Genomic DNA, 23482 nt, shown 5'->3' on the forward strand with positions numbered 1-23482 from the left:
ATGACGACGATAGAACAAAGTTACAATCTGGCATTCGTATTTCCCGGACAAGGCTCGCAAGCTGTCGGCATGCTGGGCACGCTGGCCGCCGCCAACCCATTGGTCAAGCAAACTTTCGAACAAGCTTCCGACGTGCTGGGTTTCGATCTGTGGAATATGGTCGCGAACGGCCCGGACACCGACTTGAACCAAACACATAACACCCAGCCGGCTATGCTGGCGGCCGGCGTTGCGGTATGGCGGGCCTGGTGCGAAAAATCCGACATCAAACCCGCCTGGATGGCCGGCCACAGCTTGGGTGAATACACCGCCCTGGTCTGCTCGGGCGCGTTGGGCTATGAAGACGCCATTCGTCTGGTGGCCGAGCGCGGTCGACTGATGCAGGAAGCGGTACCGACAGGAAAAGGCGCGATGGCGGCTATTCTGGGCCTGGAAGATCATCAAGTCGTCAATACCTGCGCCGAAGTCGCCAATGGCGACATCGTCGCCGCCGCCAATTTCAACGCGCCTGGCCAAGTCGTCATCGCCGGCGAAACCGCTGCGGTGGAACGCGCGATGGAAGCCTTGAAGGCACTCGGCGCCAAACGCGCATTAAAGTTGCCGGTTAGTGTGCCGTCCCACTGCGCTCTGATGGAAGCCGCGTCCGACAAGCTAAACGAAATACTGCAAGGCCTTAACGTCGAGATGCCGAATAGCACGCTGATCCACAACGCCGACGTCAAATCGCACGGTTCGCCGGAAGTGATTCGCTACGCGTTGAAAGAACAATTATTCAAACCGGTACGTTGGGTGGAAAGCGTCAAATTCATGCACGAACAAGGCGTTACCGCCTTTGTCGAATGCGGACCCGGCAAAGTATTAGTCGGCTTAAACAAACGCATAGCGCCGGATGCCGCGCATTACACACTATACGACCCCGAAACCATCAACAACGTTGTGGAGCAACTCCGTGGATAAAAAACTCGCCATTGTTACCGGCGCCAGCCGCGGCATAGGCCGGGCCATTGCCGAAAAGTTAGTAGCCGACGGTTTTTTTGTCGTCGGTACCGCCACCTCAGACAGCGGCGCGGAGGCTATTTCCGCTTATCTGGGCGAGAACGGCAAAGGCTACAAACTCAATGTCGCCGACGCCGCCGACATCGAAAGCTTTATAAAAACCACCGGCGACGCCTACGGCACCCCAGCAGTATTGGTCAACAACGCCGGCATCACCCGCGACAACTTGTTGATGCGGATGAAAGACGAGGAATGGGACGACATTATCAACACCAACCTGACCTCGATCTTCCGGATGAGCAAAGCCGTGTTGCGCGCTATGATGAAAGTCCGTTACGGCCGCATCATCAACATTTCATCTGTCGTGGGCTCCACCGGCAATGCCGGTCAAGCCAACTACGCGGCGGCCAAGGCTGGAATGATCGGCTTTGCTAAATCCATGGCTAAAGAAGTCGGTTCGCGCGGCATCACCGTAAATACCGTATCACCCGGATTTATCGATACCGATATGACTAAGGAACTGTCGGAAGACATTAAGAATGCGCTGCTGGGTTCGATTGCGCTGGGCCGTTTGGGTCAGCCGGAAGAAATTGCCCATGCGGTGTCTTTCCTGGCCTCCGAGCAAGCCTCCTACATCACCGGCGAAACTTTGCATGTGAATGGCGGCATGTACATGCCTTAAAGGCGGCAACGTTTCTCCAGACCCAAAAAAGGCCGGCAATCCATAAGATTGCCGGCCTTTTTGTTAGCTTTGAACTAACCGCGCTGCAACACCATCGCCACCGCCGCCGCCCGCGTGGAAACACCCAATTTTTCGAATATATGTTCCAGATGTTTATTCACCGTTCTGGGACTGGTGGTGAGGATGATACCGATCTCCTTATTGGTTTTGCCGCGGGCAATCCACATCAAAATCTCGGCCTCGCGAAACGTCAGCTTCAGTTTGTCGCGCAGGGTTTCCGGCGTCCATTGCGCGTCTTCCCGTTGCAACAGCAGCAGATATTCATCCGGATTCTGACAGGCGCTGACTCTAAGCGTAAAACCCGGCGCCAAACGATGTGCCTCGGATTCGGCTTCCGCATCATTTCGCCCGCTTTGCCGCAACCAGCGTTGAAACCAGCCCCGCAGCGACTCCGGGAGCATGTCATTCGCAGCCCGAGCCAATCCCTGCAATTCGCAAAAATCATCCAGCCATTCTTTAGCTGCCGGCGTCAACCATACGATACGGCCGAGTGCGTCTGCGGCTATAGCGGCAAAATCGTGATGGTCCAGCAAGCTCTCGGCCCGCCGTAAATTACGGGTTTGCGTCAAATGTACTTCAATGCGCGCCAGCACTTCCGCCGGCCGAATTGGCTTAACGATGTAGTCCAACGCCCCTTCGCCAAAGCCGCGCAGCAAATCGTCCAGCTCGCTCAAACCGGTCATGAACAACACCGGAATCGGCGCGGTCGTCGGATCGGCTTTCAGCCGGCTGCAGGTCTCGAAGCCGTCTATGCCCGGCATCATCACATCCAACAAAATGATGTCGGGTTTGACGTATTGAATCTGTTCGATGGCCGAACAACCGTCAGTAGCCACCAATACCCGATAATTGGCTTCGGACAGCGTATCGGACAACAGGGCCAGATTGCCGGGTGTGTCGTCGACTATCAACACCGTGCCATTGCTGGCGGATACGTCCATCATCGGGACACCTCCTGTTTGTGCATATTCAAAAGCTTCCTGATTTCGCCCACCCGAAACTGGTTGGCTAAAACCATCAGCTTCGCAAAGAAGGCGCTGTAGCGCGGCTCGGTTTGACCGAGTTGTGCCAGTACTTTCTTCAAGCCCAACAAGTCGCCGATTCGTACATATTCCACGCAGGCTTGCAACAATTCCGGCGGCGGCACCAGCATCGGTTCGGGTAGTTTTTCGGAAACCGCCGGCGCGGCGTCGTCTTGATAGATCCAGGCCAGCGACAAATATAGCTTCAGCTTGCTCATCAGCTGCGGCACCTGAATAGGCTTGGACAGAAAATCGTTGCAGCCGGCATTTAACACCGCCAGCCGATCACCGGGATAGGCATTGGCGCTCAGCACCACAATCGGCATGTGTAAACCGCGCTCGCGCAGACGCATCGCGGTTTCTATACCGTCTATACCGCTCATGGAAATATCCAGCAAGATCAAATCGGGTTGCTGTTCCACCACTTTCTCCAAGCAAGCCTCGCCGGAATCGGCCTCTTCCAGATAAAACCCCAATGGCTCGAGCAAGGACAACAATAACTCCCGATGTTCTCGCTGGTCGTCCACCACCATGATCCGCCGGCGCGCGCCTTGATAGCCAATGACAGGCCCGTGCGATTCGGTTTCATTTTCTACACCCAAACTCGGCAACAACAGCCTTACGCTGAACGTAGAACCCTCGCCCACTCGGCTTTGCACCGTCAACTCGCCACCCATCACCTCAGTTAAAATTTTGCTGATGGTCAGCCCCAAACCGCTACCTGACACCGCATTGCCGGTCGGTGTATCCAGCCGCGTGAAGGGCTGAAAAATATTTTGCAATTGCTGCTCGTCAATACCGCTACCGGTATCCGACACCAGGAAGCTGGCGACGCCGCTGCTGTAACCGATCCGAAACACCACACCGCCCTGACTGGTGAACTTGACGGCATTGCCCAGCAAATTCATCAAGATTTGCCCTACCCGCTTTTCATCGCCGCGTATCCGTTGCGGCAGCACTGTGGTCAGCTGGCAATTGAAACTCAAGCCTTTGTCTTCTGCTTGCGCTTTGAAAACATGTACCAGATGTTCGATAAACCCTGGAAAATCGATGGGCTGGTATTTAAAATCGAATTTGCGTGCCTCGATCCGGGCAATATCCAGAATATCCTCGATCAGCGCACTCAAGTGCTCGCCGCTGCGTTTCAAAGTGTCCACCGCCTGCCGGCGGTTTTCCGGGATATTCGGGTCCTGATTTAAAATGTGGGCGTAGCCGACAATGCTGTTCAGCGGCGAGCGGATCTCGTGGCTCATATTGCTCAAGAATCGGCTCTTGGCCTGATTGGCGGCGTCGGCCATCCGCCGGGCCTGCTGCAACTTCAGATCGGTTTGCTTGTGTTGTTCGATTTCCTGCAGCAGCAATTGGGTTTGCTTGGCGGTTTCCTCATGCGCCACCCGCCGGCTCTCCGCGTTCAAAATCAGCCACCAGGTACAAAGGCCGATAAACACCAGCAAGGATGCATAAATTTTCAGGAAGTTGTTGATCAACAAGCCAAAGGCCGGTTGATTCTGTCGGACGCTCAGTAAATCCTGGTAATAAATGATGCTGATAAATATCCCGGTCAGAATCGTCAGAAAACCGAACAATAGCCCAAAGCGCAACAGCCGCAAACGCGCGGTGATGCCGATAAAATCCGGCATCAAAGTCCTGGCTAGACTCTCCAAATAGTCATCAAAGCGAAAACCCGGCTTACAGGCGTCCAGACAACGAGCGTCCAGCGTACAACACAGCGAACAAATACTGCCTGCGTAAGCGGGACAATAGGCCATATCATCATGCTCGAATTCGTTCTCGCAAATCGAGCATTTGTCATGCGATTTGCGATTATGCTTTTTCCGGTCTCGGGCCAGATAATGTTTGCCGGCGCAACACATCGCGATCACCGGCACTAGCACAAAAGAGAATCCGAGCGCGATAAACGCCGAAAAAGCCTTGGGCCATTCGCCGAACAGCCCCACATAAGCCAGAATCGACACCACCGATGCCACAAACGTCGCGACCATCCCTACCGGGTTCAGGTCGGACAAATACGCGCGCTTGAATTCGATTTCCTTCGGGCTGAGTCCCAAAGGTTTATTGATCATCAACTCCGCCGCCACCGCGCTGATCCAGGCAATCGACATATTCGAAAACAAGCCCAGCACCTTTTCCAGCGCGCCGAATACGCCAAATTCCATCAACAACAAGGCGATCAGCACGTTAAACAGCAACCACACCACCCGCCCAGGATGGCTGTGCGTCAAGCGCGAGAAAAAATTCGACCAGGCCAGCGAGCCGGCATAGGCATTGGTGACGTTGATCTTGATCTGGCTGAGAACCACGAATAAGGTCGTGGTCGCCAAGGCCCATTGCGGATTCTCGAACAGCTCGTTATACGCCACCAGATACATTTGCGTCGGTTCGTGCGCATGCTGCGGGCTGATGCCGTGCCGAATCGCCAAATGCGCCAGCAAAGCACCGGCGATTTGCCTCAGCACCCCAAACACGATCCAGCCCGGACCGGCCGCCAGCATCGCCGCCCACCACTTGAATTTATTGGCCTTAGTCTTATCCGGCATGAAGCGCAGAAAGTCCACCTGCTCGCCGATTTGCGCCACCATCGAAAATGCCACGGTGGTGGCGGTTCCGAACAATAGCCAATCAAATCCTTCGCCGCTGCCAGCAATCCAGAAGTAAGTCTTTAAGGTCATCAGCGCTTCCGGCTCGGCGTGCGCCACGGCTATGTAAGGTGCAATCAACAGCGCGAGCCAAATCGGCTGGGTCCATAACTGCATCCGGCTGATGGTGGTGATACCGAAAGTCACTAGCGGTATCACAATCACCGCACTGAGCACATGCGCGACGGCCAGCGGAATCTGGAAATACAATTCAATCGCCAGCGACATGATCGAAGCCTCCAGCGCAAACAGCGTGAAGGTAAATGAGGCGTAAATCAGCGAAGTAACGGTGGAGCCTATATAGCCAAAACCGGCCGCACGAGTAAGTAGGTCGATGTCGATATGGTAGCGGGCCGCGTAATAACTGATCGGCAAGCTGGTGATGAAAATCACGATGCCGACGATCAGAATCGCCCAGCAGGCATTGGTAAAGCCGTAATTGATCGACAGAAAGCCACCGATCGCTTCCAGCACCAGAAATGACGTCGAGCCGAACGCGGTGTTAGCCACCTGGAACTCGCTCCATTTCCGGAAACTGCGCGGCGCGTAGCGTAGCGCGTAGTCTTCCAGGGTTTCGTTGGCAACCAGGGCGTTGTAGTCGCGGCGGATTTTGGTGATGTTTTGGTGAATGGCTTTCATTTTTGATGTGTCGCTAACGCGACGGGTTATTTTAGATGTCGGTTCGCGGACCGACAGCCGCGATACTTTTCTTTGCTTGTCCAAAGAAAAGTATCCAAAAGAAAAGACACCCGAATGCCGCTTAGCTCACTCGGCACATCCATGTGCCTCGCCCTACGGGTGCAATGCATGCAAATCGGCTATCCTGCCGATTTATCCTGCGCTCCGAAGCTTTTGGCGGGGGTTGGCGAAAGGGGCTTCCTGCCCCTTCGCCAACGTGCGGTATCCCTGCCGCACCCCTTCGGGCTTTTCCCACCAAAATCTCCGGTGCTCGGCGCGGCATACGGGACGAAAACCATCCCAATTTCGTAGGCGTAGGGTGGGCACGGCTTTTTGTGCCCACGCGGACAGACCGCTCATTCCCCCGCAACCAAATCGTCAACGCCACCCCCCCCCCGATTCAACGAACACACTTCTTCAACATAACGATGAAACGCAGAATAAGGCCTTTATACCCTTTGGGAAATTCGCTTGGTTGCTGAATACCCGTGCTTCCCCCTTTGAAAAAGGGGGATTGAGGGGGATTTATTTAAAAAATCTCCCCTGGCCCCTCTTTTTCAAAGAGGGGAAGTAACCTGGCTAAAACTTATCTTAACGACATAGGTGCTTCACCGGGTTGTAATGAATGTAATCCATATGCCGGGCAAAATCGGTGTCATCGCGCATTTGATGCTCCCAATACCGCGTTGCCATAAGGTCGATTCCCGATGTTTTTGTTTCAATACGTTAATCCATTAGACCCGCCGGTATGTATCTCCACATGCCACGCTCGCCTGCAGCTTGATCACGCTCCAACGGGTTGCAAAATCTCCATCATCAACCGGCAATGTCCAAATGCTCGGCAATTGCTCCATGCATTGCCCTACCTCCTGCATCCATGCAGTCGAATGCAAATGGTCCGGCAACAAAACCCAGGCATCAATGGTAAACGGCCGTTTCGCGCGAGTGCTTGCAATCGCCTTGCGCAAAGCCTCTCGTACCGGTTCATCGCATAGAATCGCTTGCCGCCGATACGTCACCACCGTGAAAAAATACGTATCACCGGGATTGTGCGAGCGGCGGTAACGGGACATTTTGGTTGTTAATTTTTGATGGTTAAATCAGGGTTTGTGGTTCCCCCCGCGTGGGCACAAAAAGCGTGTGCCCACCCTACGTTATTTCCATCTTGAAACCCAAAGCTTTCGTGATTGCTCGAATTAATTTTTCTGCGGCGTCGTAGTTAGTCGTATTGGAAAATCCAATAAGGTGTTTTACAGCTTTTTCTGGAGCGTGTCCCCATGCACGAATCCACCATCTGTACCAAAAAGGCAATTCAGTGAGACAAGCAGCCAAGTCGGCGGAATTACGTCGATTTGATGTAATACGATCTTCGTACAGAACCTTCATCCGGTCATTAAGTCCCTCGGCGTTCACAACTTGGGCATAGAAAATAAAATCGGCGAAAACCTTAATACGAAGATCTCTATACTGGAGTATTGGCTTCATCCAGAATGTTGTTACCCAGTAACCCATCGCGCCAGCGATAGTTCCAAGCAAAACTGCGAATAATTTTTCGTCCATGGGTAAATTGACCTCGTTGGGTTGTATATGCTTTTAAGAAGTTAGAGCCGCATCCTACAACACTGCATAACACCAAACATACAAAATCATCCAATTGCTTCCAATCCCCGCGACGGGGTTACTCCCGTTATTCCGCCCCGAGCATCGCAGCTTTTGGCGAGATCAGCCCGCAGGGGAGCGGCAGGGATGCCGCTCGTTTTCGGCGGGGCTGGGAAGCCCCTTCCGAAAACACTCGGCAAAAGCGAGAAGCGCAGGATTAAGGCGGAATTCCGGGTGGCCTTTCTTTTGGTAACTTTTCTTTGGCCAAACAAAGAAAAGTTACTCGGCTGTCGGGCCGAGACCCGACATTAAAATCAGCCGTCGCGCCAGCGACACCTTCTTACCCCCCTCATCCTAGCCTTCTCCCTGAGGGAGAAGGAACAAACCTTCCCGCAACCAAATGGATAAACCATATTTCTAAGCGTGACACTTAAATCATGCCCAGCTAAACATCACTTCCTCTCATATCCAAACTGAAATATCACCGGCGTTCCCTGGTTATGAATAATAATCTCCTTCTTCGGCTCGTCGCCCACAGCCGCCGGCTGCGCCACCCCATTCGCATCAACCGGACCCTGAACTTCTCTCACCTCCACCCGCACATCCGGCATCCATTTGGGTTTGAACAGTTCGGTTTTCACGCGACCGGCCTGTTTCGGCAACGGCGCGTGTTCCAGCACATCCAGACAGGCGGTGCCGATCTGATCGACCAATTTATCGACAATCCGCGCCGGCAACACATCCTTATCCAGGGCATGGGCGCTAAAGGTCGATTCGCGCTCTATCAATACAGCCTGATTGCCGGCATCGCGCAAGGCACAGGTAATCGGCAACACATCGGCTTTTTGAAAATCGGTCGCGCGCGGGTCGGAATTGCCGCTGGAAAAAGAAAAACCCACCGGGGTTTCGCGGTGAGCAACTTTGCCCAATTTGGCTTGTAGGCTATGGCTGTATGGCGCTTTGTTGGTTAGCGGAAACTCCCACTCTGCCAAATTCGCGCGGACACGCTCAGCGAGAGCTTGCGATTCCACCGCAAAGCCAAACTGGCTCAGGTTATCTTCGCTGACCACAAATTCGATAGCCGACAGCGGTTTGCCGGCATCAGGGGCTTGGGCCCAGGCTGTCGAAAAGCCTGCGGCTAGTAAGACGCCGTAGCCGATTAGAATTGAAGGCCTGATCCTGGGCGGAAAGAACTTTGACCGCGACGAAAACTTCAAGGCGCCGTTAAAGCGCCCCCCACTTCCGCCGCGCTCAGCACGCTCTAAATCCCAAAACCACTTCAGCCTTAACCAGTTTTTCATAGCAATATCCTCTTTAACTTGCTGATCACTCTACGGAAACCCCAATTTCCCAGCCATACGTCAAATGACTGATGAGTCATTTACCCGATTGTGGCGCTGTCTGCAAAATTCAACAATCTCCCCGACGTTTTCAATCGCCATCGCCGCCGGCAATGGTTTGTTTAATCCAGATGAAGGGGAATGCAAATGACTGGTTTTAACCCACAAAAACTAAGCGGCCGGGCAATCGGCTTGCTGAGCGGGGTGGCCTTGGGCGCCATCGGCCTGGGACAGGCGCCCGAAGCGCAGGCTGGCGCGACGTTTAAAATCGACGATACCAAATGGGTCAGCGTCGGCGCCGGTTTGCGGACCAGTTTCCGGGCCCAGGAAGGCTCGGTCGGCGCAAACGCCGACAAATGGAGCAACGATTTTAATCTGGACAATATCCGTTTATACATCAACGGTCAGATTCATAAATATCTGAAAGTCGAATTCAACACCGACTGCCAAACCTGCGGCAACGGCGGCGAAGTGCGGGTGCTGGATGCAATCGGCAAATTCGAGGTTACGCCCTACGCCAACTTGTGGGTAGGCCGGATGCTGGTACCCGCCGAGCGCCGCGAGATGAACGGTCCGTTCTACAGTGCGGTGTACAACATCTTCTCCGCCGGCACGCCGTTCGAGCCTTCCGACTACAACCTGACCATCAAATCCGACGGCACCTCGGCCGGCTCATTCGGCCGTGACGACGGTGCCACCTTCTGGGGCGCGGTGTTCGACGGTCGTTTCCAATACGCGGCCGGTTTCTTCCGCGGTCTGCGCGGCGGCGCCAACGTCGATGACAATATCCTGTACGCGCAACGCTTTGCCTACAACTTCTGGGACGTCGAGAAAAATCCCGGCTACTACACCTCCGGCACTTACTACGGCAAAGGCGGCGACATTCTGACCGTCGGCGTCGCCAACCAATATCAAGAAGACGGCGCCGGTGCGCTGGGTTCTCCCGGCAGCTTCCGCGGCACCACCGCCGACGTGTTGATGGAAAAAGTGTTGCCGGGCGGCGGCGTCGTCACCTTCAACGGCGAGTACAAAAACTACGGTATTACCGGCCCGTATAGCCAAGCCATCCGCGATGCGGAGGGTGCTGTCGGCGCGCCGGCCCAGTTCTCTATGTTCGAAGGCAACGCCTACGACGTCAGCGGCATGTATCTGTTCCCGCAAAAAATCGGCATCGGCCAATTCCAACCGTTTTTGCGCTACGTGAATGTGTCGCCGGATAACAGCCCCAACCGCGAAGTTTACGAAGGCGGCGTCAACTACATCATCGACGGCCACAACGCCAAAATTTTCGCCAGCTACCAATACGGCGATTTGTTGACCAAGGGCTTGAACTACAAATCCACCGCCAGCGGCGAGAACGCCAGCCAAGTCATGGTCGGCTTCCAGTGGCAAATTTAATGATGATGGGGTACGCAAATTTACACCAACGCGACAAACCGTAGGGTGGGCACCGATTAGGTGCCCACACGAAGCTGAAGCCTTCACGCGTGGGCATTGCATACCCACCCTACGAAACGGGCAATCCATAGCCCACGATTTCTTCTCGACATAGGATTATTACGATGAAAATATTGAGCAATTCCTTCCATAAACTGGCGACTGTTGCGGCCCTGTCCGCCGCATTGCTCGGCGCCTCGTCCGCCCGCGCCGAAGACACCATCAAAGTCGGCGTACTGCACTCCCTGTCCGGCACGATGGCGATCAGCGAAACCACTCTAAAAGACACGATGCTGATGCTGATCGACGAACAAAATAAAAAAGGCGGCCTGCTGGGCAAGAAGCTGGAAGCGGTGGTCGTTGACCCGGCCTCCAACTGGCCTTTGTTTGCGGAAAAAGCCCGCGAGCTGATCACCAAGGACAAAGTGGCTTCCATCTTCGGCTGCTGGACCTCCGTATCCCGGAAATCGGTGTTGCCGGTCATCGAAGAGTTGAACAGCATCCTGTTCTACCCTGTGCAATACGAAGGCGAAGAGTCGTCTAAAAACGTGTTCTACACCGGCGCGGCGCCTAACCAGCAAGCGATTCCGGCGGTCGACTACCTGATGAACGATCTGAAAGTGCAACGCTGGGTCTTGGCCGGTACCGACTACGTTTACCCACGCACCACCAACAAAATCCTGGAAGCATACCTGAAATCCAAAGGCGTTAAACCCGCGGACATCATGATCAACTACACGCCATTCGGTCATTCCGACTGGCAAAGCATCGTCGCCGACATTAAAAAATTCGGCTCTACCGGCAAGAAAACTGCGGTGGTCTCCACCATCAACGGCGACGCCAACATTCCGTTCTATAAAGAGCTGGGCAACCAAGGCATCTCTGCGGAAAAAATCCCGGTCATCGCCTTCTCGGTGGGTGAAGAAGAACTCTCCGGTATGGACACCAAACCGCTGGTCGGCCACTTGGCGGCCTGGAACTATTTCATGAGCGTGGATACGACTAAAAACGCGGCCTTTATTCAGCAATGGAAAGACTACATCAAGAACCCGAAACGCGTCACCAACGACCCGATGGAAGCGCATTACATCGGCTTTAACATGTGGGTGAAAGCGGTCGAGAAAGCCGGCACCACTGATTCAGACGCGGTACAAAAAGCTTTGATCGGCGTTGAATACCCCAACCTGACCGGCGGTATGTCGAAAATGCTGCCTAACCATCACATCAGCAAACCGGTGTTGATTGGCGAAATCCAAGACGACGGCCAATTCGTCACCGTCTGGCAAACCAACAAACTGGTCGATGGCGACGCCTGGTCGGACTTCCTGCCCGACAGCAAACCGATCATCGCCGACTGGACCGCGCCGATCAGCTGCGGCAACTACAACACCAAAACCAAAAAGTGTTCGGGACAGAACTATTAACAGCGGATGTTACCCGCGAGGTTCACGGCAGGATGCCGCGGGCCTCGCCCCCAAAAGAGGACAGACGATGCACACACCCCGTTTCAGAACCCGTTTAAAAACGCCGCCCGGCTCACACCCGGCTTATCGTTCCCCCAAGGACAGCTTCTTGAGCATGATGACTAAAACTTCTACTCAGGCCGGATTAATAGTCGGCGGCGTTTTTAAACAGCTTCTCAAATTTACCGGCTACTTGCTGGCGATGCTGCTGCTCAATATGCACACAGCCCTCGCCCAAGAAGCGGGTAGCGCGTTGGAGCAACTCAGAACAGGTAGTATGACAGAGCGCGAACTCGCCATCGAAACCCTGGGCGGTGACAGCAATAACCTGAAATTATTGCAAGCCCTGCAGGACGGCAAACTGTTCGACTTCAAAGCGGAAGGCAAGCTGGTCCTTGCGCAGGAAAGCGCGGCCGGTTACCAACTCAGCGATCCGCTCAGCGGCGCGGCATTGGCAGAAGTCGAGCGCGGCGCGGTAGGCAAAATCAATTTAAACAACAAGCTGCGCGGCGTGCTGCGCAAAACCATCGCGTTGCTGCAATTGAACGACGCAGATCCGGTATTGCGTCTGATCGCAGTACAAGCATTGGCCAATGAGATAGACGACAAAGCCGTGATTTTATTACGCGATCATCTGGCCAACGAAACCGATGCCGACATCAAAGCTGCGATCAACAAAATGCTGTTATTGCAAGACATCAACAGCCCGGAAAAAGACCAACGCATAGCCGCTATCGCCGCCTTAAAAGACCTGGACAGCCAGGACGTGGTCAACAAACTGCAAGCCGTTATCGACAAAGACGCCGACGGCAATTTCCTGGAAGCCGACAGCGACGTGCGCAATCTGGCGGAAGCGGCACTGATCAAAATCCGCGAGCGCATGCAAGCCTATGCAGTCGCCGAAACTGTGTTCTTTGGTTTGAGTTTGGGCGCGGTACTGGTGTTATCCGCGATTGGCCTGGCCATCACCTTTGGGGTGATGGGGGTGATAAACATGGCCCACGGCGAACTGATGATGCTGGGCGCTTACACCACCTATGTGATGCAGCAAATCATGCCGAATTATTTGGGCACGGCCTTGATCCTGTCGATCCCGATGGCGTTTTTAGTTGCCGCCTTGGTCGGTATAGCCATCGAACGAGGCATCATCCGCTTTTTATATGGCAGACCGCTGGAAACTTTACTGGCTACCTTTGGCGTGAGTTTGTTTTTGCAACAAGCCGTGCGCTCCATCTTTTCACCCTTGAACCGCAGCGTCTCAACGCCCGAGTGGATGAGCGGCTCCTGGCAGATCAACGACTTTCTCTCGCTGACCTGGAACCGCTTCTACATCCTGATCTTCTGCCTGCTGGTGTTTACCGCGCTGCTGCAAATCTTGAAACGCACAAAATTGGGATTGGAAGTCCGCGCCGTGGCGCAAAATCGGGGCATGGCTCGAGCTATGGGTATCCCCACGGCGCGCGTCGATGCGATGACTTTTGGCTTGGGATCGGGTATCGCCGGTGTGGCTGGCGTGGCCTTGAGTCAGATCACCAACGTTGGACCTAATTTGGGACAGGCTTACATCGTGGATTCGTTCATGGTGGTGGTGTTTGGCGGAGTCGGCAACTTGTTCGGGACCTTGGTGGCCGGGTTCTCGTTGGGTATTGCCAATAAGGTGTTGGAACCTTATGCCGGGGCGGTGTTGGCGAAGATTTTGGTGCTGGTGTTTATTATTTTGTTTATTCAGAAGAAGCCGAGGGGGTTGTTTCCGCAGAAAGGGAGAGCTGCTGAATCGTAATTCCAAAATATGTAGGTTGGGTTAGCGAAGCGTAACCCAACACGACGGCTTTTGATGTGGTTGATGGCTTTGGGGTTTTGTGTCGCTATCGCGACGGGTTGTTTTGATGTCGGGTCTCGGCCCGACAGCCGAGATACTTTCTTTTGCTTGGCCAAAAGAAAGTATCCAAAGAAAAGGCCACCCCACCGCCGCTTGTTTCCTGCGCTCCTCGGGTTTGAACGGGGTTGCCTGAAGGGGCTTCCCAGCCCCTGCATGCAACGCGCCGCATCCATGCGACGCCCCTAACGGGCTATTCCGTTCAAACCCTGCGGTGCTCGGCGCGGCAGAGGGGAGTAAACCACTCGCGAGATTTTGAGTGGATGGACAGCGTGACGATGGTAAGAATTTGTAGGATGTGCCGACAATAGGAGGCGCATCGCTCGCGACAGATGCGCGTCGCATTCGCTCAGCACATCCTAAGGGCTAGCCGTCATATGCGCCGAGTTGGAACGAGAGAAAGCTTATTGGATGTACAAAACGAAGAGATAACTCCTAAACTCTGTTGAAACATATTTCAATTTACGGGGTTTCCAATGAGATTAATCGTATTGCAATTTATTCTAGTGTTATTTTCGTCAAACACGTTTTCAAATGAATGCGACGAACTTACAACAGGTAGCGGAATACGGTCCGACTGTGATGCTAAATCAACTTTAGAAACTGCAGAAAAAAAGCTAGATGTTGCATATAAAAAGTTATTAGAAATTCTTTCTAAGTCCGGTTCATATAAAAAACAAGCTGATGATTTAGTGGAATCTCAAATGACATGGATGAAATATCGAGAACAGTTTTGCTCTGTAAAGGCAGGGATCAATGGAGGTTCATCATCATGGATTGCATCATCCTACACATATTGCAAGTCAGGTATGGCCGAACAACAAATTAGAGAATTGAATAATATTTTAAGTAACTTCGAATAATAGCCGTAGGGTGGGCACGATTAAGTGCCCACGCGGAACAACAGCCAAAGGTGGGCAAAGTTGTCCACCCTACGCAAATTCAGGCGGCTGATGGTTTTAACCCCGTATGCCGCGCCGAGCACCGAAGTTTTTGAATGGATCAGCCCGATAGGGGCGATGCAGGGATGCATCGCGTTGGCGGAGGGGCAGGAAGCCCCTTCCGTCAACCCCATTCAAAAACTTCGGCGCGCAGGATCAAAGCGGCATCCGGGCCGCCTTTTCTTTGGGTACTTTCTTTTGGCGGAGCAAAAGAAAGTATCTCGGCTGTCGGGCCGAGACCCGACTTACAAAAAACCGTCGCGATAGCGACACAAAATTTGGTTTAACGGAATAGCTATGAACATATTCAACCAAGACAAAACCTACGCTTCAGTGCTAATCACCCTAGCAAGCGTCACCCTATTAATCCCCCTCTGTAACCTAATCTTCCCCGAAGACTCGGCTCTACACTTCTCGGCCTACAGTGTCTCCCTAATCGGCAAATACCTAACCTTCGCCCTACTCGGCCTGTCGCTAGACATGGTCTGGGGCTACGCCGGGATTCTGGTACTGGGCCAAGGCGCATTCTTTGCCTTAGGTGGCTACGCGATGGGCATGTATCTAATGCGGCAGATCGGTACCCGCGGCGTCTACGGCAATGCCGAATTACCGGACTTCATGGTGTTCCTGAACTGGACCGAACTGCCCTGGTATTGGCACGGCTTTGAGAACTTCGGGTTTGCTATGCTGATGGTATTCCTCGCTCCCGGCTTGCTGGCCTTCGTGTTCGGTTGGCTGGCGTTTCGCTCGCGGGTCACCGGCGTGTATCTGTCCATCATCACGCAAGCCTTGACCTACGCCTTGCTGCTGGCGTTCTTCCGTAACGAAATGGGCTTTGGCGGCAATAATGGCCTCACCGACTTTAAAGACATCCTGGGTTTCAACATCCAATCCGAAGCAGTCCGCTCGGTGTTGTTATTGATGACCGGCCTGAGCCTAATCGGCGCTCTGTTGCTGTGCCGTTGGATCGTGAATAGCAAGTTGGGCCGCGTCGTCACGGCGGTTCGCGATCAGGAATCGCGGGTGCGTTTTCTCGGTTACCGGGTGGAATTGTTCAAACTGTGGGTGTTCGTATTCGCGGCGATGCTGGCCGGACTGGCCGGAGCGTTGTATGTGCCGCAAGTCGGCATCATCAATCCCAGCGAATTCTCGCCGCTCAACTCACTGGAAATCGTCATCTGGGTGGCGGTCGGCGGGCGCGGCACCTTGTACGGCGCGATCATCGGCGCGGTGCTGGTCAATTACGCCAAAACCGTGTTGACCGGCCTGATGCCTGACGCCTGGCTGTTTTGCCTGGGCGGCGCTTTCATTCTGGTGACCTTGTTAATGCCGGACGGCATCGTCGGCCTGCTGCGCCGTCGCAGCAAACCCAAACCCACTCTTAACGCTACCGGAGGACAACCGGCATGATGATCTCGGCTGCAACTACCACTGAAGGCGGCGCCAGCCTGCCGCTGGATGGCGAAGTCGACGCGCGCCACGGCCCGATTCTGTACATGGAAGACGTCAGCGTCAGCTTCGACGGCTTCCGAGCGCTGAACCATCTCTCGCTGTACATCGACGACGGCGAATTGCGCTGCCTGATCGGCCCCAACGGCGCCGGCAAGACCACGCTGATGGATGTGATTACCGGTAAAACCAAACCCGACAGCGGCTCGGTGTTTTTCGGCCAGACCATCGATTTACTGGAACTGGACGAACCGGCCATCGCTCAGGCCGGCATTTGCCGCAAGTTTCAAAAACCCAGCGTGTTCGATGCCCTGACCGTATTCGAAAATCTGGAACTGGCCTTAAAAACCGACAAACGCACCTGGCCGACCTTATTTCATAAATTAACCGGCGAGCAACGCGACCGCATCCAGGATGTGCTGCAAACCATCGCCCTGCCCGCCCAACAACGACAATTGGCCGGCGCGCTGTCGCACGGTCAGAAGCAGTGGCTGGAAATCGGCATGCTGCTGATGCAGGACCCGAAAGTAATGCTGGTCGACGAACCCATCGCCGGCATGACTCATCAGGAAGTCGAACGTACCGCCGAACTGTTGTTGTCCTTGCAAGGCAAACACTCCATCGTCGTCGTCGAGCACGACATGGAATTCGTGCGCAGCATCGCCCGTAAAGTGACAGTGTTGCACGAAGGCTCGGTACTGACCGAAGGCACCATGGACGAAGTACAAAACGATCCGCGTGTGATCCAAGTTTACCTGGGGGGATGATGTTAAATATCAGCGCATTGCAACAATACTACGGCGCCAGCCACACCCTGTGGGATCTGGATTTGCGCGTACCGGCCGGCGCCTGCGTCTGCCTCATGGGCCGCAACGGCGTCGGCAAAACCACCTTACTGAAAGCCATCATGGGCCTGTTACCGGTCGCGGACGGCAGCATTCAATTCGACGGCGTGGAACTGGCCAAAGCCAAGGCCGAATCCCGCGCCGAACTGGGCATCGGTTACGTGCCGCAAGGCCGGGAAATCTTTCCGCTGTTGACCGTGGAGGAAAACCTGAAAACCGGCCTGCGCGCCGCCAACAAGCACGGCATCAAAAAAGTGCCGGACAGCATCTTCGAGATTTTTCCGGTATTGAAACAAATGCTGAAGCGCCGAGGCGGCGACCTGTCGGGAGGCCAGCAGCAGCAATTGGCCATAGGCCGCGCCTTAGTGTTGAATCCGCGCCTGCTGATTCTGGACGAACCCACCGAAGGCATCCAGCCCAACATCGTCAGCGAAATCGGCGACGTGATCATTCGTCTGAACAAGTCGCGCGGCGTGGCGACACCGCTTCCCAAACCGGAACCCGGCGAAATCCATCAAGCCATCGACCGTATCCATAAAGAACTGGGGGTGACGGTGTTGTTGGTCGAACAAAAGCTGCCCTTTGCTCGTAAAGTAGCTAATCAGTTCTGCATCATGGATCGCGGCCGGCATGTGGCGGTCGGTGCAATGGACGAGTTGGCCGATGATATGGTCAAGCGTTACCTCACAGTCTGAATGTTCCCCTCTTTGCAAAAGAGGGGCTAGTAACCTAAAGGTCATAAAGGAAGATTTGCAAAACGGGCATAGCCCATCGTGTTAATTCAACGCAGGATCAGGGAGAAAGGAAGATGAAATCCGAACAACTTTTGCTGGCGGCGGGTGCTTTGTTATTGGTGTGGTCAGTGCGCAGCGAGGCACATACCAGTTACGAAGCGGTGATGGAAGGTGGTGGCAACCTATTGCAATTGACCCGCGCCGCACTGCATCCTTTGTTTGAAATCCCGGACCTACCGACCCTGCTGATCAGCATCTTAATTTTGGGATTCGTGTTCGGCCCGGTTATATTGCATATCATGCGGCAGCGTACCGCAAACAAACCCCAGCATTCGCCTTTGTCGGAAAACTCGGCCATCGCGCCCAAGACCAAAAACTTGTAACCCAATCGCACCATGCCAGCCAACTGCGTCGCTTCAGCCAATCCCGCGGTCTCAACTGATACCACGGCGTGGGAAGCCGAATTAACACTGGGCTTTAGTCAACGCGGTGCCAAAACCGCCTTGGTCAACCGCAGCCACCGCGGCCCGTTGACCGTGCAACGCCCCTTCTATCCGGAAGGCGGCGTCTGCCACGTGTATTTGCTGCACCCACCCGGCGGCGTCGTGGCAGGCGATCATTTGACTATCTCAGCGACGGTCGAAAACGATGCCCAAGCACTCATCACCACCCCTGCCGCCGGCAAGTTTTATCGCAGCGGTGGCGGCGAAGCGCGGCAGACCATCAACCTCACAGTTGCTGAAAACGCCAGTTTGGAATGGCTGCCGCAGGAAACTATCGTTTACGAAGGTGCGCGCTTAAATTCCAGCATGAATATCGATTTGGCCGATCAGGCCCACTTCATCGGCTGGGAAATATTGGCCTTGGGCCGCCCAGCCGCCGGCGAAGGCTTCGAGAACGGCGCAGCGACCTTAAACTGGCGCATTAGCCATGCCGGGCGATTGGTTTACTTGGAACGCTTGCGCCTGGATGCCGAAGCCTTCCAAGCCCGTTGGGGTTTGTTTGGGCATTCAGCGTTCGGAACGCTGTTTGTTTATCCGGCTACGGCTTTGCAGTTGGCGGCGGTGCAGGAATTGATAGGGGATGAGGTTAATCGCGGGGCGACTTTGATTGAGGGTTTGTTGATTTGTCGGGGCTTGGATCTTAGGGCGGATTTGTTGAAGGTTTTTTTTGAGAGGGTTTGGGGATTGGTGAGGGGGGATGTTGCTGGGAAAGAGGTTTGTGCGCCAAGGATTTGGGCGACATGAAATTTTGATTTTGCTCGGGGGTTTAACTCCCTCGCCCTCCGGGAGAGGGTTGGGGTGAGGGGCTTAGTGTCGCTAGCGCGACGGCTGTTTTAAAGTCGGGTCTCGGCCCGACAGCCGAGATACTTTCGCTACGAAAACCATCCGTGGTTTTCGCCCTCCGGGCCAGCCTATCGGCTGTTCAAATTCGTTCCAGACGAATTTGTGCTTGGCCAAAAGAAAGTACCCAAAGAAAAAGCCACCCCATGCCGCTTTGATCCTGCGCGCCGAAGGGTTTGAACAGGGTTTTCGGAAGGGCTATCCCTAGCCCTCCGAAAACGAGCGGCATCCCTGCCGCTCCCCTGCGGGCTGATCCGTCCAAACCCTTCGGTGCTCGGCGCGGCATAGGGTGTTAAACCCGTGGCGCGAACAAAGGTTTTTGGATGATTTTGTAGTTTGAGTTTCATGCTCTATTGTAGGATGCTGCCGACGATAGGAGGCGCATCTGTCGCGAACGATGCGCTTCAATTTGTTCAGCCCAGCTTGCGAACTTTCAAATTCAAAAATCGCTCATGAACATATTTATTATTAAAGTTTTTGTACTTACATCATTCTTTATAAATATTGGGCTAGTTGGAATTGCGTTCTTTAAGCATCAGGGAATGCATGACGAGTTTTCAAGTTTTGGAGGCACAGAACTAGTACTTTCAATAGGAGTTTTGTTGTTGCTTGCGGGCATAGCGTGTTGGCCTTGGCTTTTGGCACTGTCACAGTTAAGTGAAAAGATGACTATTTCGAGAATAGTCTTTTCGATTTTAAGTACTTTATCAGCAGTGTATTTTTTTATACCTAGTCCTCTTCATCCATCCGAAGCACTTACATATGCGCTTGTCGCTCATTTATTTTCTGTCTGGTGTTCATATCCCTTGTCCTTGTTCTCAAGAGTTTTTCAAAATGACAATAACTAGCGTGGTAGATACTGTTATCCAGATTTTAGTACTTAAGACTTTGGGAGGGTTTTCTCCCCTGATGCCGCGCCGAGCACCGGAGGGTTTGAGCGGATCAGCCCGCAGGGGCGATGCAGGGATGCATCGCGTTTTCGGAGGGCTATGGATAGCCCTTCCGAAAACCCCGTTCAAACCCTTCGGAGCGCAGGATCAAAGCGGCATGGGGCGGCCTTTTCTTTGGATACTTTCTTTTGGCCAAGCAAAAGAAAGTATCGCGGTTGTCGGTCCGCGAACCGACATATAAAAAACCGTCGCGTTAGCGACACAACCCAAGCCAAACACGAACATACAAAAGCACCGCCATGCAATTAACCCCAAGAGAAAAAGACAAACTCCTCCTCTTCACTGCCGCCCTCCTCGCCGAGCGCCGCAAAGCCAGAGGCTTGAAACTTAATTACCCGGAAGCCGTAGCGTATATCTCCGCCGCGATCATGGAAGGCGCACGCGACGGTCAGACCGTGGCCGAGTTGATGGCTTATGGTCGCACGCTATTGAGCATCGACGACGTGATGGACGGCATCGCCGAGATGTTGACCGAGGTGCAGGTGGAGGCGACCTTCCCGGACGGTACCAAACTGGTAACAGTGCATGAGCCGATTGTTTAGGCATCGCGTGGGCACAAAAAGCCTGTGCCCACCCTACGAAAATCCGTCAGAAAGCAAAGAAAACCCAACATGTAGGGTGGACACGATTTATCGTGCCCACGCGGAAAAACAAACTTAAAAGGAGCCCAATATGATTCCTGGAGAAATCTTCCCCGCCGAAGGCGACATCGAACTCAACGCCGGTCGCGCCACCGTTAAAGTGCTGGTTGCCAACAGCGGCGACCGGCCAATACAAGTTGGCTCGCATTATCATTTTTACGAAACCAACCCGGCGCTAAATTTCGACCGCGATGCGGCGCGTGGCTTTAGATTGGACATCCCGGCCGGTACGGCTGTGCGTTTTGAGCCGGGCCAGCAACGCGAGGTGCAGTTGGTGGCCTTTGCCGGCGAACGCAAAGTCTACGGCTTTAGGGGCGAGGTGATGGGCGCATTGGAGAAAACCGCATGAGCAAGATTTCGAGAGCGGCTTATGCCGACATGTTCGGCCCCACCACCGGCGACCGCTTGCGGCTGGCCGACACCGATTTGATTCTGGAAGTGGAAGCCGATTACACCGTCTACGGCGACGAGGTGAAATTCGGTGGCGGCAAGGTAATCCGCGACGGCATGGGCCAAAGCCAATTGGGCAACGATCAGGCCGTGGATTTGGTGATCACCAACGCCTTGATCATCGATTATTGGGGCATCGTCAAAGCCGATGTCGGCATCAAGCAGGGAAGGATTTTCATGATCGGCAAGGCCGGTAATCCCGACATTCAACCCGGCGTGGACATCATCGTCGGCCCCGGCACGGAAGTCATTGCCGGCGAAGGCCAGATTTTGACCGCCGGCGGCATCGACGCCCATATCCATTTCATCTGCCCGCAACAAATCGAAGAAGCGCTGTGCTCCGGCGTCACCACCATGATCGGCGGCGGCACCGGCCCGGCCACCGGCACCAACGCCACCACCTGCACACCGGGGCCGTGGCATCTGCAACAAATGCTGACCGCGCTGGACGGTTTGCCGATGAACTTTGGCTTGCTGGGCAAGGGCAACGCCAGCCTGCCCGGCGCGCTGGAGGAACAAATCCAAGCCGGAGCAATGGGCCTGAAACTACACGAAGACTGGGGCACCACGCCGGCGGCGATCGATTGCTGCTTAAGCGTGGCCGAGGACTACGACGTGCAAGTGGCGATCCACACTGACACCTTGAATGAATCGGGGTTTGTCGAAGACACTTTCGCTGCGTTCAAGGGCCGCACCATCCACACTTACCATACCGAAGGCGCCGGCGGCGGTCATGCGCCGGATATCATCAAGGCCTGTGGTTTGAGTAACGTATTACCGTCGTCGACCAACCCGACCCGGCCTTACACGGTCAACACTGTCGATGAGCATCTGGACATGCTGATGGTCTGCCACCATCTCGATCCCAGCATCCCGGAAGACGTGGCATTTGCCGAATCGCGCATCCGCCGCGAAACCATTGCCGCCGAGGACATCTTGCACGACCTGGGCGCGTTTTCGATGATTTCATCGGACTCGCAAGCCATGGGCCGAGTCGGCGAAGTGGTGATCCGCACCTGGCAAACCGCGCACAAAATGAAAGCGCAGCGCGGCGCCTTGGGCAGCGACACCGCGCAAAACGACAATTTCCGCATCAAGCGTTACATTGCCAAATACACCATCAATCCTGCCATCAGCCACGGTATCAGCCACGAAGTGGGCTCCATCGAAGCCGGCAAACTGGCCGATCTGGTGCTCTGGCAACCGGCCTTTTTCGGGGTTAAGCCCAGTTTGATCATCAAAGGCGGCCTGATCGCCGCCGCGCCGATGGGCGACGCCAACGCCTCCATCCCCACCCCGCAACCAGTGCATTACCGGCCGATGTTCGGCAGTTTTGGCCGCACCGCCGCGAATACTTCAATGATCTTTTTGCCGCAAGCGGCTGTGACTTCCGGCTTGGCCGAGCAATTGGGGCTACAAAAACGGGTGGGTACGGTGAAAAACACCCGGAATATCGGTAAGGCGGATTTGAAGTTGAACGACTATCAGCCAGTGATGGAGGTTTGTCCGCAAACTTATCAAGTACGGGCAGATGGGGAGTTGTTGATTTGCGAACCTGCGGTGGTGTTGCCGATGGCGCAGAGGTATTTTTTGTTTTGAGAAGGGTCAGGGTTTTCGGTAGAGCCATCCGTGGCCCTGCCGAAAACAAACTGTATGAAGCGGCAGCGAGGCGGCATTCGCCATCAGTTGAAACTAGGAACCTGGGGTATGGTTTTTGTGCGGTAGAACCGGTTCATCCGTGGTGGTAGCGCCGGCTTCGATTTGCTGAGCCATGGCGTTGATGATTTCCGGCGGAGCACCGGATTGCTTTAGGCTTTCGCGCAACTCAGCACTCAATTCCGCGCTGGTTCGTTCCACTACCGGTTCTTCAGGCTGAACGGCTGCGGCTGACTCTTGTTCTTTCAGAGTCTGCTCCATCTGTGCAACCTGCTCTTCCGGTAAGTGATTGGCTCGCATCGACGCAATCATATCGGTATTGGCTTCGCTACGCGCCGCCTCATCCTCGGGCGACAAGCTATTGGCGAGCGCCAGCCGCTGCCGCTCGTGCGGGGGTAATCGAGTGTCAGGAGACATTGCGGCGTTTGCCGGCGGAATATCGAGCTTTCTGTTCGCGCCCACCGCGATGACAGGTGCGAAAACTGAAGCGGTATTCTCCGGCAGCGCCGCCCGCTGACTCTCGCCGCGACCGGGGAATTGCTGACCGGCAAAATATCCGCTCGCAAAAACGCTAGCCACACCGAGTATTGAGACAAGTTTATTCATGATCGTGACCTAGGTTGAGTTTGTTCGGAGCGGAATCTCGGCCGGATGAATCAGACC

Annotated in this window: 20 protein-coding genes; 14 read left to right on the plus strand and 6 right to left on the minus strand. The window is 54.5% G+C overall.

Annotation, left to right across the window (positions count from 1 at the left end; genetic code table 11):
* Together fabD and fabG are read left to right on the plus strand one after the other, a co-directional pair.
* Positions 1-957: an ACP S-malonyltransferase gene (gene fabD, locus G006_RS0107880; protein WP_020482634.1), complete on the plus strand. Its 957-nt coding sequence runs from the start codon at positions 1-3 to the stop codon at positions 955-957.
* Positions 950-1678: a 3-oxoacyl-ACP reductase FabG gene (fabG, locus tag G006_RS0107885; protein ID WP_020482635.1), complete on the plus strand. Its 729-nt coding sequence runs from the start codon at positions 950-952 to the stop codon at positions 1676-1678. The genes fabD and fabG overlap by 8 nt, the downstream gene beginning before the upstream one ends.
* Before the next feature lie 74 nt (positions 1679-1752).
* Here fabG and G006_RS0107890 read toward each other — a convergent pair whose 3' ends face one another.
* From G006_RS0107890 to G006_RS0107915, 5 genes are all read right to left on the minus strand, one after another.
* Positions 1753-2682, minus strand: coding sequence for a response regulator transcription factor (locus G006_RS0107890; RefSeq protein WP_020482636.1), 930 nt, complete (start codon positions 2680-2682; stop codon positions 1753-1755).
* Positions 2679-6056, minus strand: a complete 3378-nt coding sequence (locus tag G006_RS0107895; protein WP_020482637.1) for a hybrid sensor histidine kinase/response regulator — start codon at positions 6054-6056, stop codon at positions 2679-2681. The genes G006_RS0107890 and G006_RS0107895 overlap by 4 nt, the downstream gene beginning before the upstream one ends.
* Before the next feature lie 773 nt (positions 6057-6829).
* Entirely contained in the window at positions 6830-7168 is a 339-nt protein-coding gene (locus tag G006_RS26625; protein WP_020482638.1) for a transposase, read from the minus strand.
* Positions 7169-7244: 76 nt separating this feature from the next.
* Positions 7245-7655 (minus strand): hypothetical protein, encoded by a 411-nt coding sequence (locus tag G006_RS0107905; protein WP_020482639.1) that lies wholly within the window; start codon positions 7653-7655, stop codon positions 7245-7247.
* 491 nt (positions 7656-8146) lie between these two features.
* On the minus strand, positions 8147-8995 hold the full coding sequence (locus G006_RS0107915) for a hypothetical protein (protein WP_020482641.1): 849 nt from the start codon (positions 8993-8995) through the stop codon (positions 8147-8149).
* Positions 8996-9175: 180 nt separating this feature from the next.
* Here G006_RS0107915 and G006_RS0107920 point away from each other — a divergent pair, with 180 nt between their 5' ends.
* The 12 genes from G006_RS0107920 (at position 9176) to ureC (ending at position 22762) form a co-directional block, all read left to right on the plus strand.
* Positions 9176-10432, plus strand: coding sequence for a hypothetical protein (locus G006_RS0107920; protein ID WP_020482642.1), 1257 nt, complete (start codon positions 9176-9178; stop codon positions 10430-10432).
* A 164-nt stretch (positions 10433-10596) separates the two neighbouring features.
* Entirely contained in the window at positions 10597-11895 is a 1299-nt protein-coding gene (gene urtA / locus G006_RS0107925; protein WP_020482643.1) for an urea ABC transporter substrate-binding protein, read from the plus strand.
* 154 nt (positions 11896-12049) lie between these two features.
* Positions 12050-13714 (plus strand): urea ABC transporter permease subunit UrtB, encoded by a 1665-nt coding sequence (gene urtB / locus G006_RS0107930; RefSeq protein WP_020482644.1) that lies wholly within the window; start codon positions 12050-12052, stop codon positions 13712-13714.
* A gap of 572 nt (positions 13715-14286) precedes the next feature.
* Positions 14287-14673 (plus strand): lysozyme inhibitor LprI family protein, encoded by a 387-nt coding sequence (locus G006_RS27650; RefSeq protein WP_081607902.1) that lies wholly within the window; start codon positions 14287-14289, stop codon positions 14671-14673.
* A gap of 375 nt (positions 14674-15048) precedes the next feature.
* Complete coding sequence (gene urtC / locus G006_RS25190; RefSeq protein ID WP_051067673.1) at positions 15049-16161, plus strand: urea ABC transporter permease subunit UrtC; 1113 nt, start codon at positions 15049-15051, stop codon at positions 16159-16161.
* Positions 16158-16967: an urea ABC transporter ATP-binding protein UrtD gene (gene urtD / locus G006_RS0107945; protein ID WP_020482647.1), complete on the plus strand. Its 810-nt coding sequence runs from the start codon at positions 16158-16160 to the stop codon at positions 16965-16967. Before urtC ends, urtD begins: the two co-directional genes overlap by 4 nt.
* Positions 16967-17740 carry an ABC transporter ATP-binding protein gene (locus G006_RS0107950; protein WP_020482648.1) on the plus strand — a complete coding sequence of 258 codons (774 nt, stop codon included), beginning with the start codon at positions 16967-16969 and terminating at the stop codon, positions 17738-17740. Before urtD ends, G006_RS0107950 begins: the two co-directional genes overlap by 1 nt.
* A gap of 113 nt (positions 17741-17853) precedes the next feature.
* Positions 17854-18162: a hypothetical protein gene (locus tag G006_RS0107955; protein WP_020482649.1), complete on the plus strand. Its 309-nt coding sequence runs from the start codon at positions 17854-17856 to the stop codon at positions 18160-18162.
* A 12-nt stretch (positions 18163-18174) separates the two neighbouring features.
* On the plus strand, positions 18175-19026 hold the full coding sequence (locus tag G006_RS0107960; RefSeq protein ID WP_020482650.1) for an urease accessory protein UreD: 852 nt from the start codon (positions 18175-18177) through the stop codon (positions 19024-19026).
* Between the two features lie 1285 nt (positions 19027-20311).
* Positions 20312-20614, plus strand: a complete 303-nt coding sequence (ureA, locus tag G006_RS0107975) for an urease subunit gamma (RefSeq protein WP_020482653.1) — start codon at positions 20312-20314, stop codon at positions 20612-20614.
* Between the two features lie 130 nt (positions 20615-20744).
* A complete protein-coding gene (locus G006_RS0107980) occupies positions 20745-21062 on the plus strand; it encodes an urease subunit beta (RefSeq protein WP_020482654.1) in 318 nt (105 codons plus the stop codon).
* Positions 21059-22762: an urease subunit alpha gene (gene ureC / locus G006_RS0107985; protein WP_020482655.1), complete on the plus strand. Its 1704-nt coding sequence runs from the start codon at positions 21059-21061 to the stop codon at positions 22760-22762. The genes G006_RS0107980 and ureC overlap by 4 nt, the downstream gene beginning before the upstream one ends.
* Positions 22763-22855: 93 nt before the next feature.
* Here the strand turns inward: ureC and G006_RS0107990 are convergent, their stop codons facing one another.
* On the minus strand, positions 22856-23425 hold the full coding sequence (locus G006_RS0107990; protein ID WP_020482656.1) for a hypothetical protein: 570 nt from the start codon (positions 23423-23425) through the stop codon (positions 22856-22858).
* Positions 23426-23482: the final 57 nt, after the last annotated feature.

The sequence above is a fragment of the Methylomonas sp. MK1 genome, from assembly GCF_000365425.1.
In the GTDB taxonomy this organism is placed as follows: Bacteria; Pseudomonadota; Gammaproteobacteria; order Methylococcales; family Methylomonadaceae; genus Methylomonas.

Coding starts and splice junctions, on each gene's coding strand:
- fabD (WP_020482634.1), top strand. CDS start 1: ATGACGACGATAGAACAAAGTTACAATCTGGCATTCGTATTTCCCGGA.
- G006_RS0107890 (WP_020482636.1), bottom strand. CDS start 2,682: ATGATGGACGTATCCGCCAGCAATGGCACGGTGTTGATAGTCGACGAC.
- G006_RS0107895 (WP_020482637.1), bottom strand. CDS start 6,056: ATGAAAGCCATTCACCAAAACATCACCAAAATCCGCCGCGACTACAAC.
- G006_RS26625 (WP_020482638.1), bottom strand. CDS start 7,168: ATGTCCCGTTACCGCCGCTCGCACAATCCCGGTGATACGTATTTTTTC.
- G006_RS0107905 (WP_020482639.1), bottom strand. CDS start 7,655: ATGGACGAAAAATTATTCGCAGTTTTGCTTGGAACTATCGCTGGCGCG.
- G006_RS0107915 (WP_020482641.1), bottom strand. CDS start 8,995: ATGAAAAACTGGTTAAGGCTGAAGTGGTTTTGGGATTTAGAGCGTGCT.
- G006_RS0107920 (WP_020482642.1), top strand. CDS start 9,176: ATGCAAATGACTGGTTTTAACCCACAAAAACTAAGCGGCCGGGCAATC.
- urtA (WP_020482643.1), top strand. CDS start 10,597: ATGAAAATATTGAGCAATTCCTTCCATAAACTGGCGACTGTTGCGGCC.
- urtB (WP_020482644.1), top strand. CDS start 12,050: ATGATGACTAAAACTTCTACTCAGGCCGGATTAATAGTCGGCGGCGTT.
- G006_RS27650 (WP_081607902.1), top strand. CDS start 14,287: ATGAGATTAATCGTATTGCAATTTATTCTAGTGTTATTTTCGTCAAAC.
- urtC (WP_051067673.1), top strand. CDS start 15,049: ATGAACATATTCAACCAAGACAAAACCTACGCTTCAGTGCTAATCACC.
- urtD (WP_020482647.1), top strand. CDS start 16,158: ATGATGATCTCGGCTGCAACTACCACTGAAGGCGGCGCCAGCCTGCCG.
- G006_RS0107950 (WP_020482648.1), top strand. CDS start 16,967: ATGTTAAATATCAGCGCATTGCAACAATACTACGGCGCCAGCCACACC.
- G006_RS0107955 (WP_020482649.1), top strand. CDS start 17,854: ATGAAATCCGAACAACTTTTGCTGGCGGCGGGTGCTTTGTTATTGGTG.
- G006_RS0107960 (WP_020482650.1), top strand. CDS start 18,175: ATGCCAGCCAACTGCGTCGCTTCAGCCAATCCCGCGGTCTCAACTGAT.
- ureA (WP_020482653.1), top strand. CDS start 20,312: ATGCAATTAACCCCAAGAGAAAAAGACAAACTCCTCCTCTTCACTGCC.
- G006_RS0107980 (WP_020482654.1), top strand. CDS start 20,745: ATGATTCCTGGAGAAATCTTCCCCGCCGAAGGCGACATCGAACTCAAC.
- ureC (WP_020482655.1), top strand. CDS start 21,059: ATGAGCAAGATTTCGAGAGCGGCTTATGCCGACATGTTCGGCCCCACC.
- G006_RS0107990 (WP_020482656.1), bottom strand. CDS start 23,425: ATGAATAAACTTGTCTCAATACTCGGTGTGGCTAGCGTTTTTGCGAGC.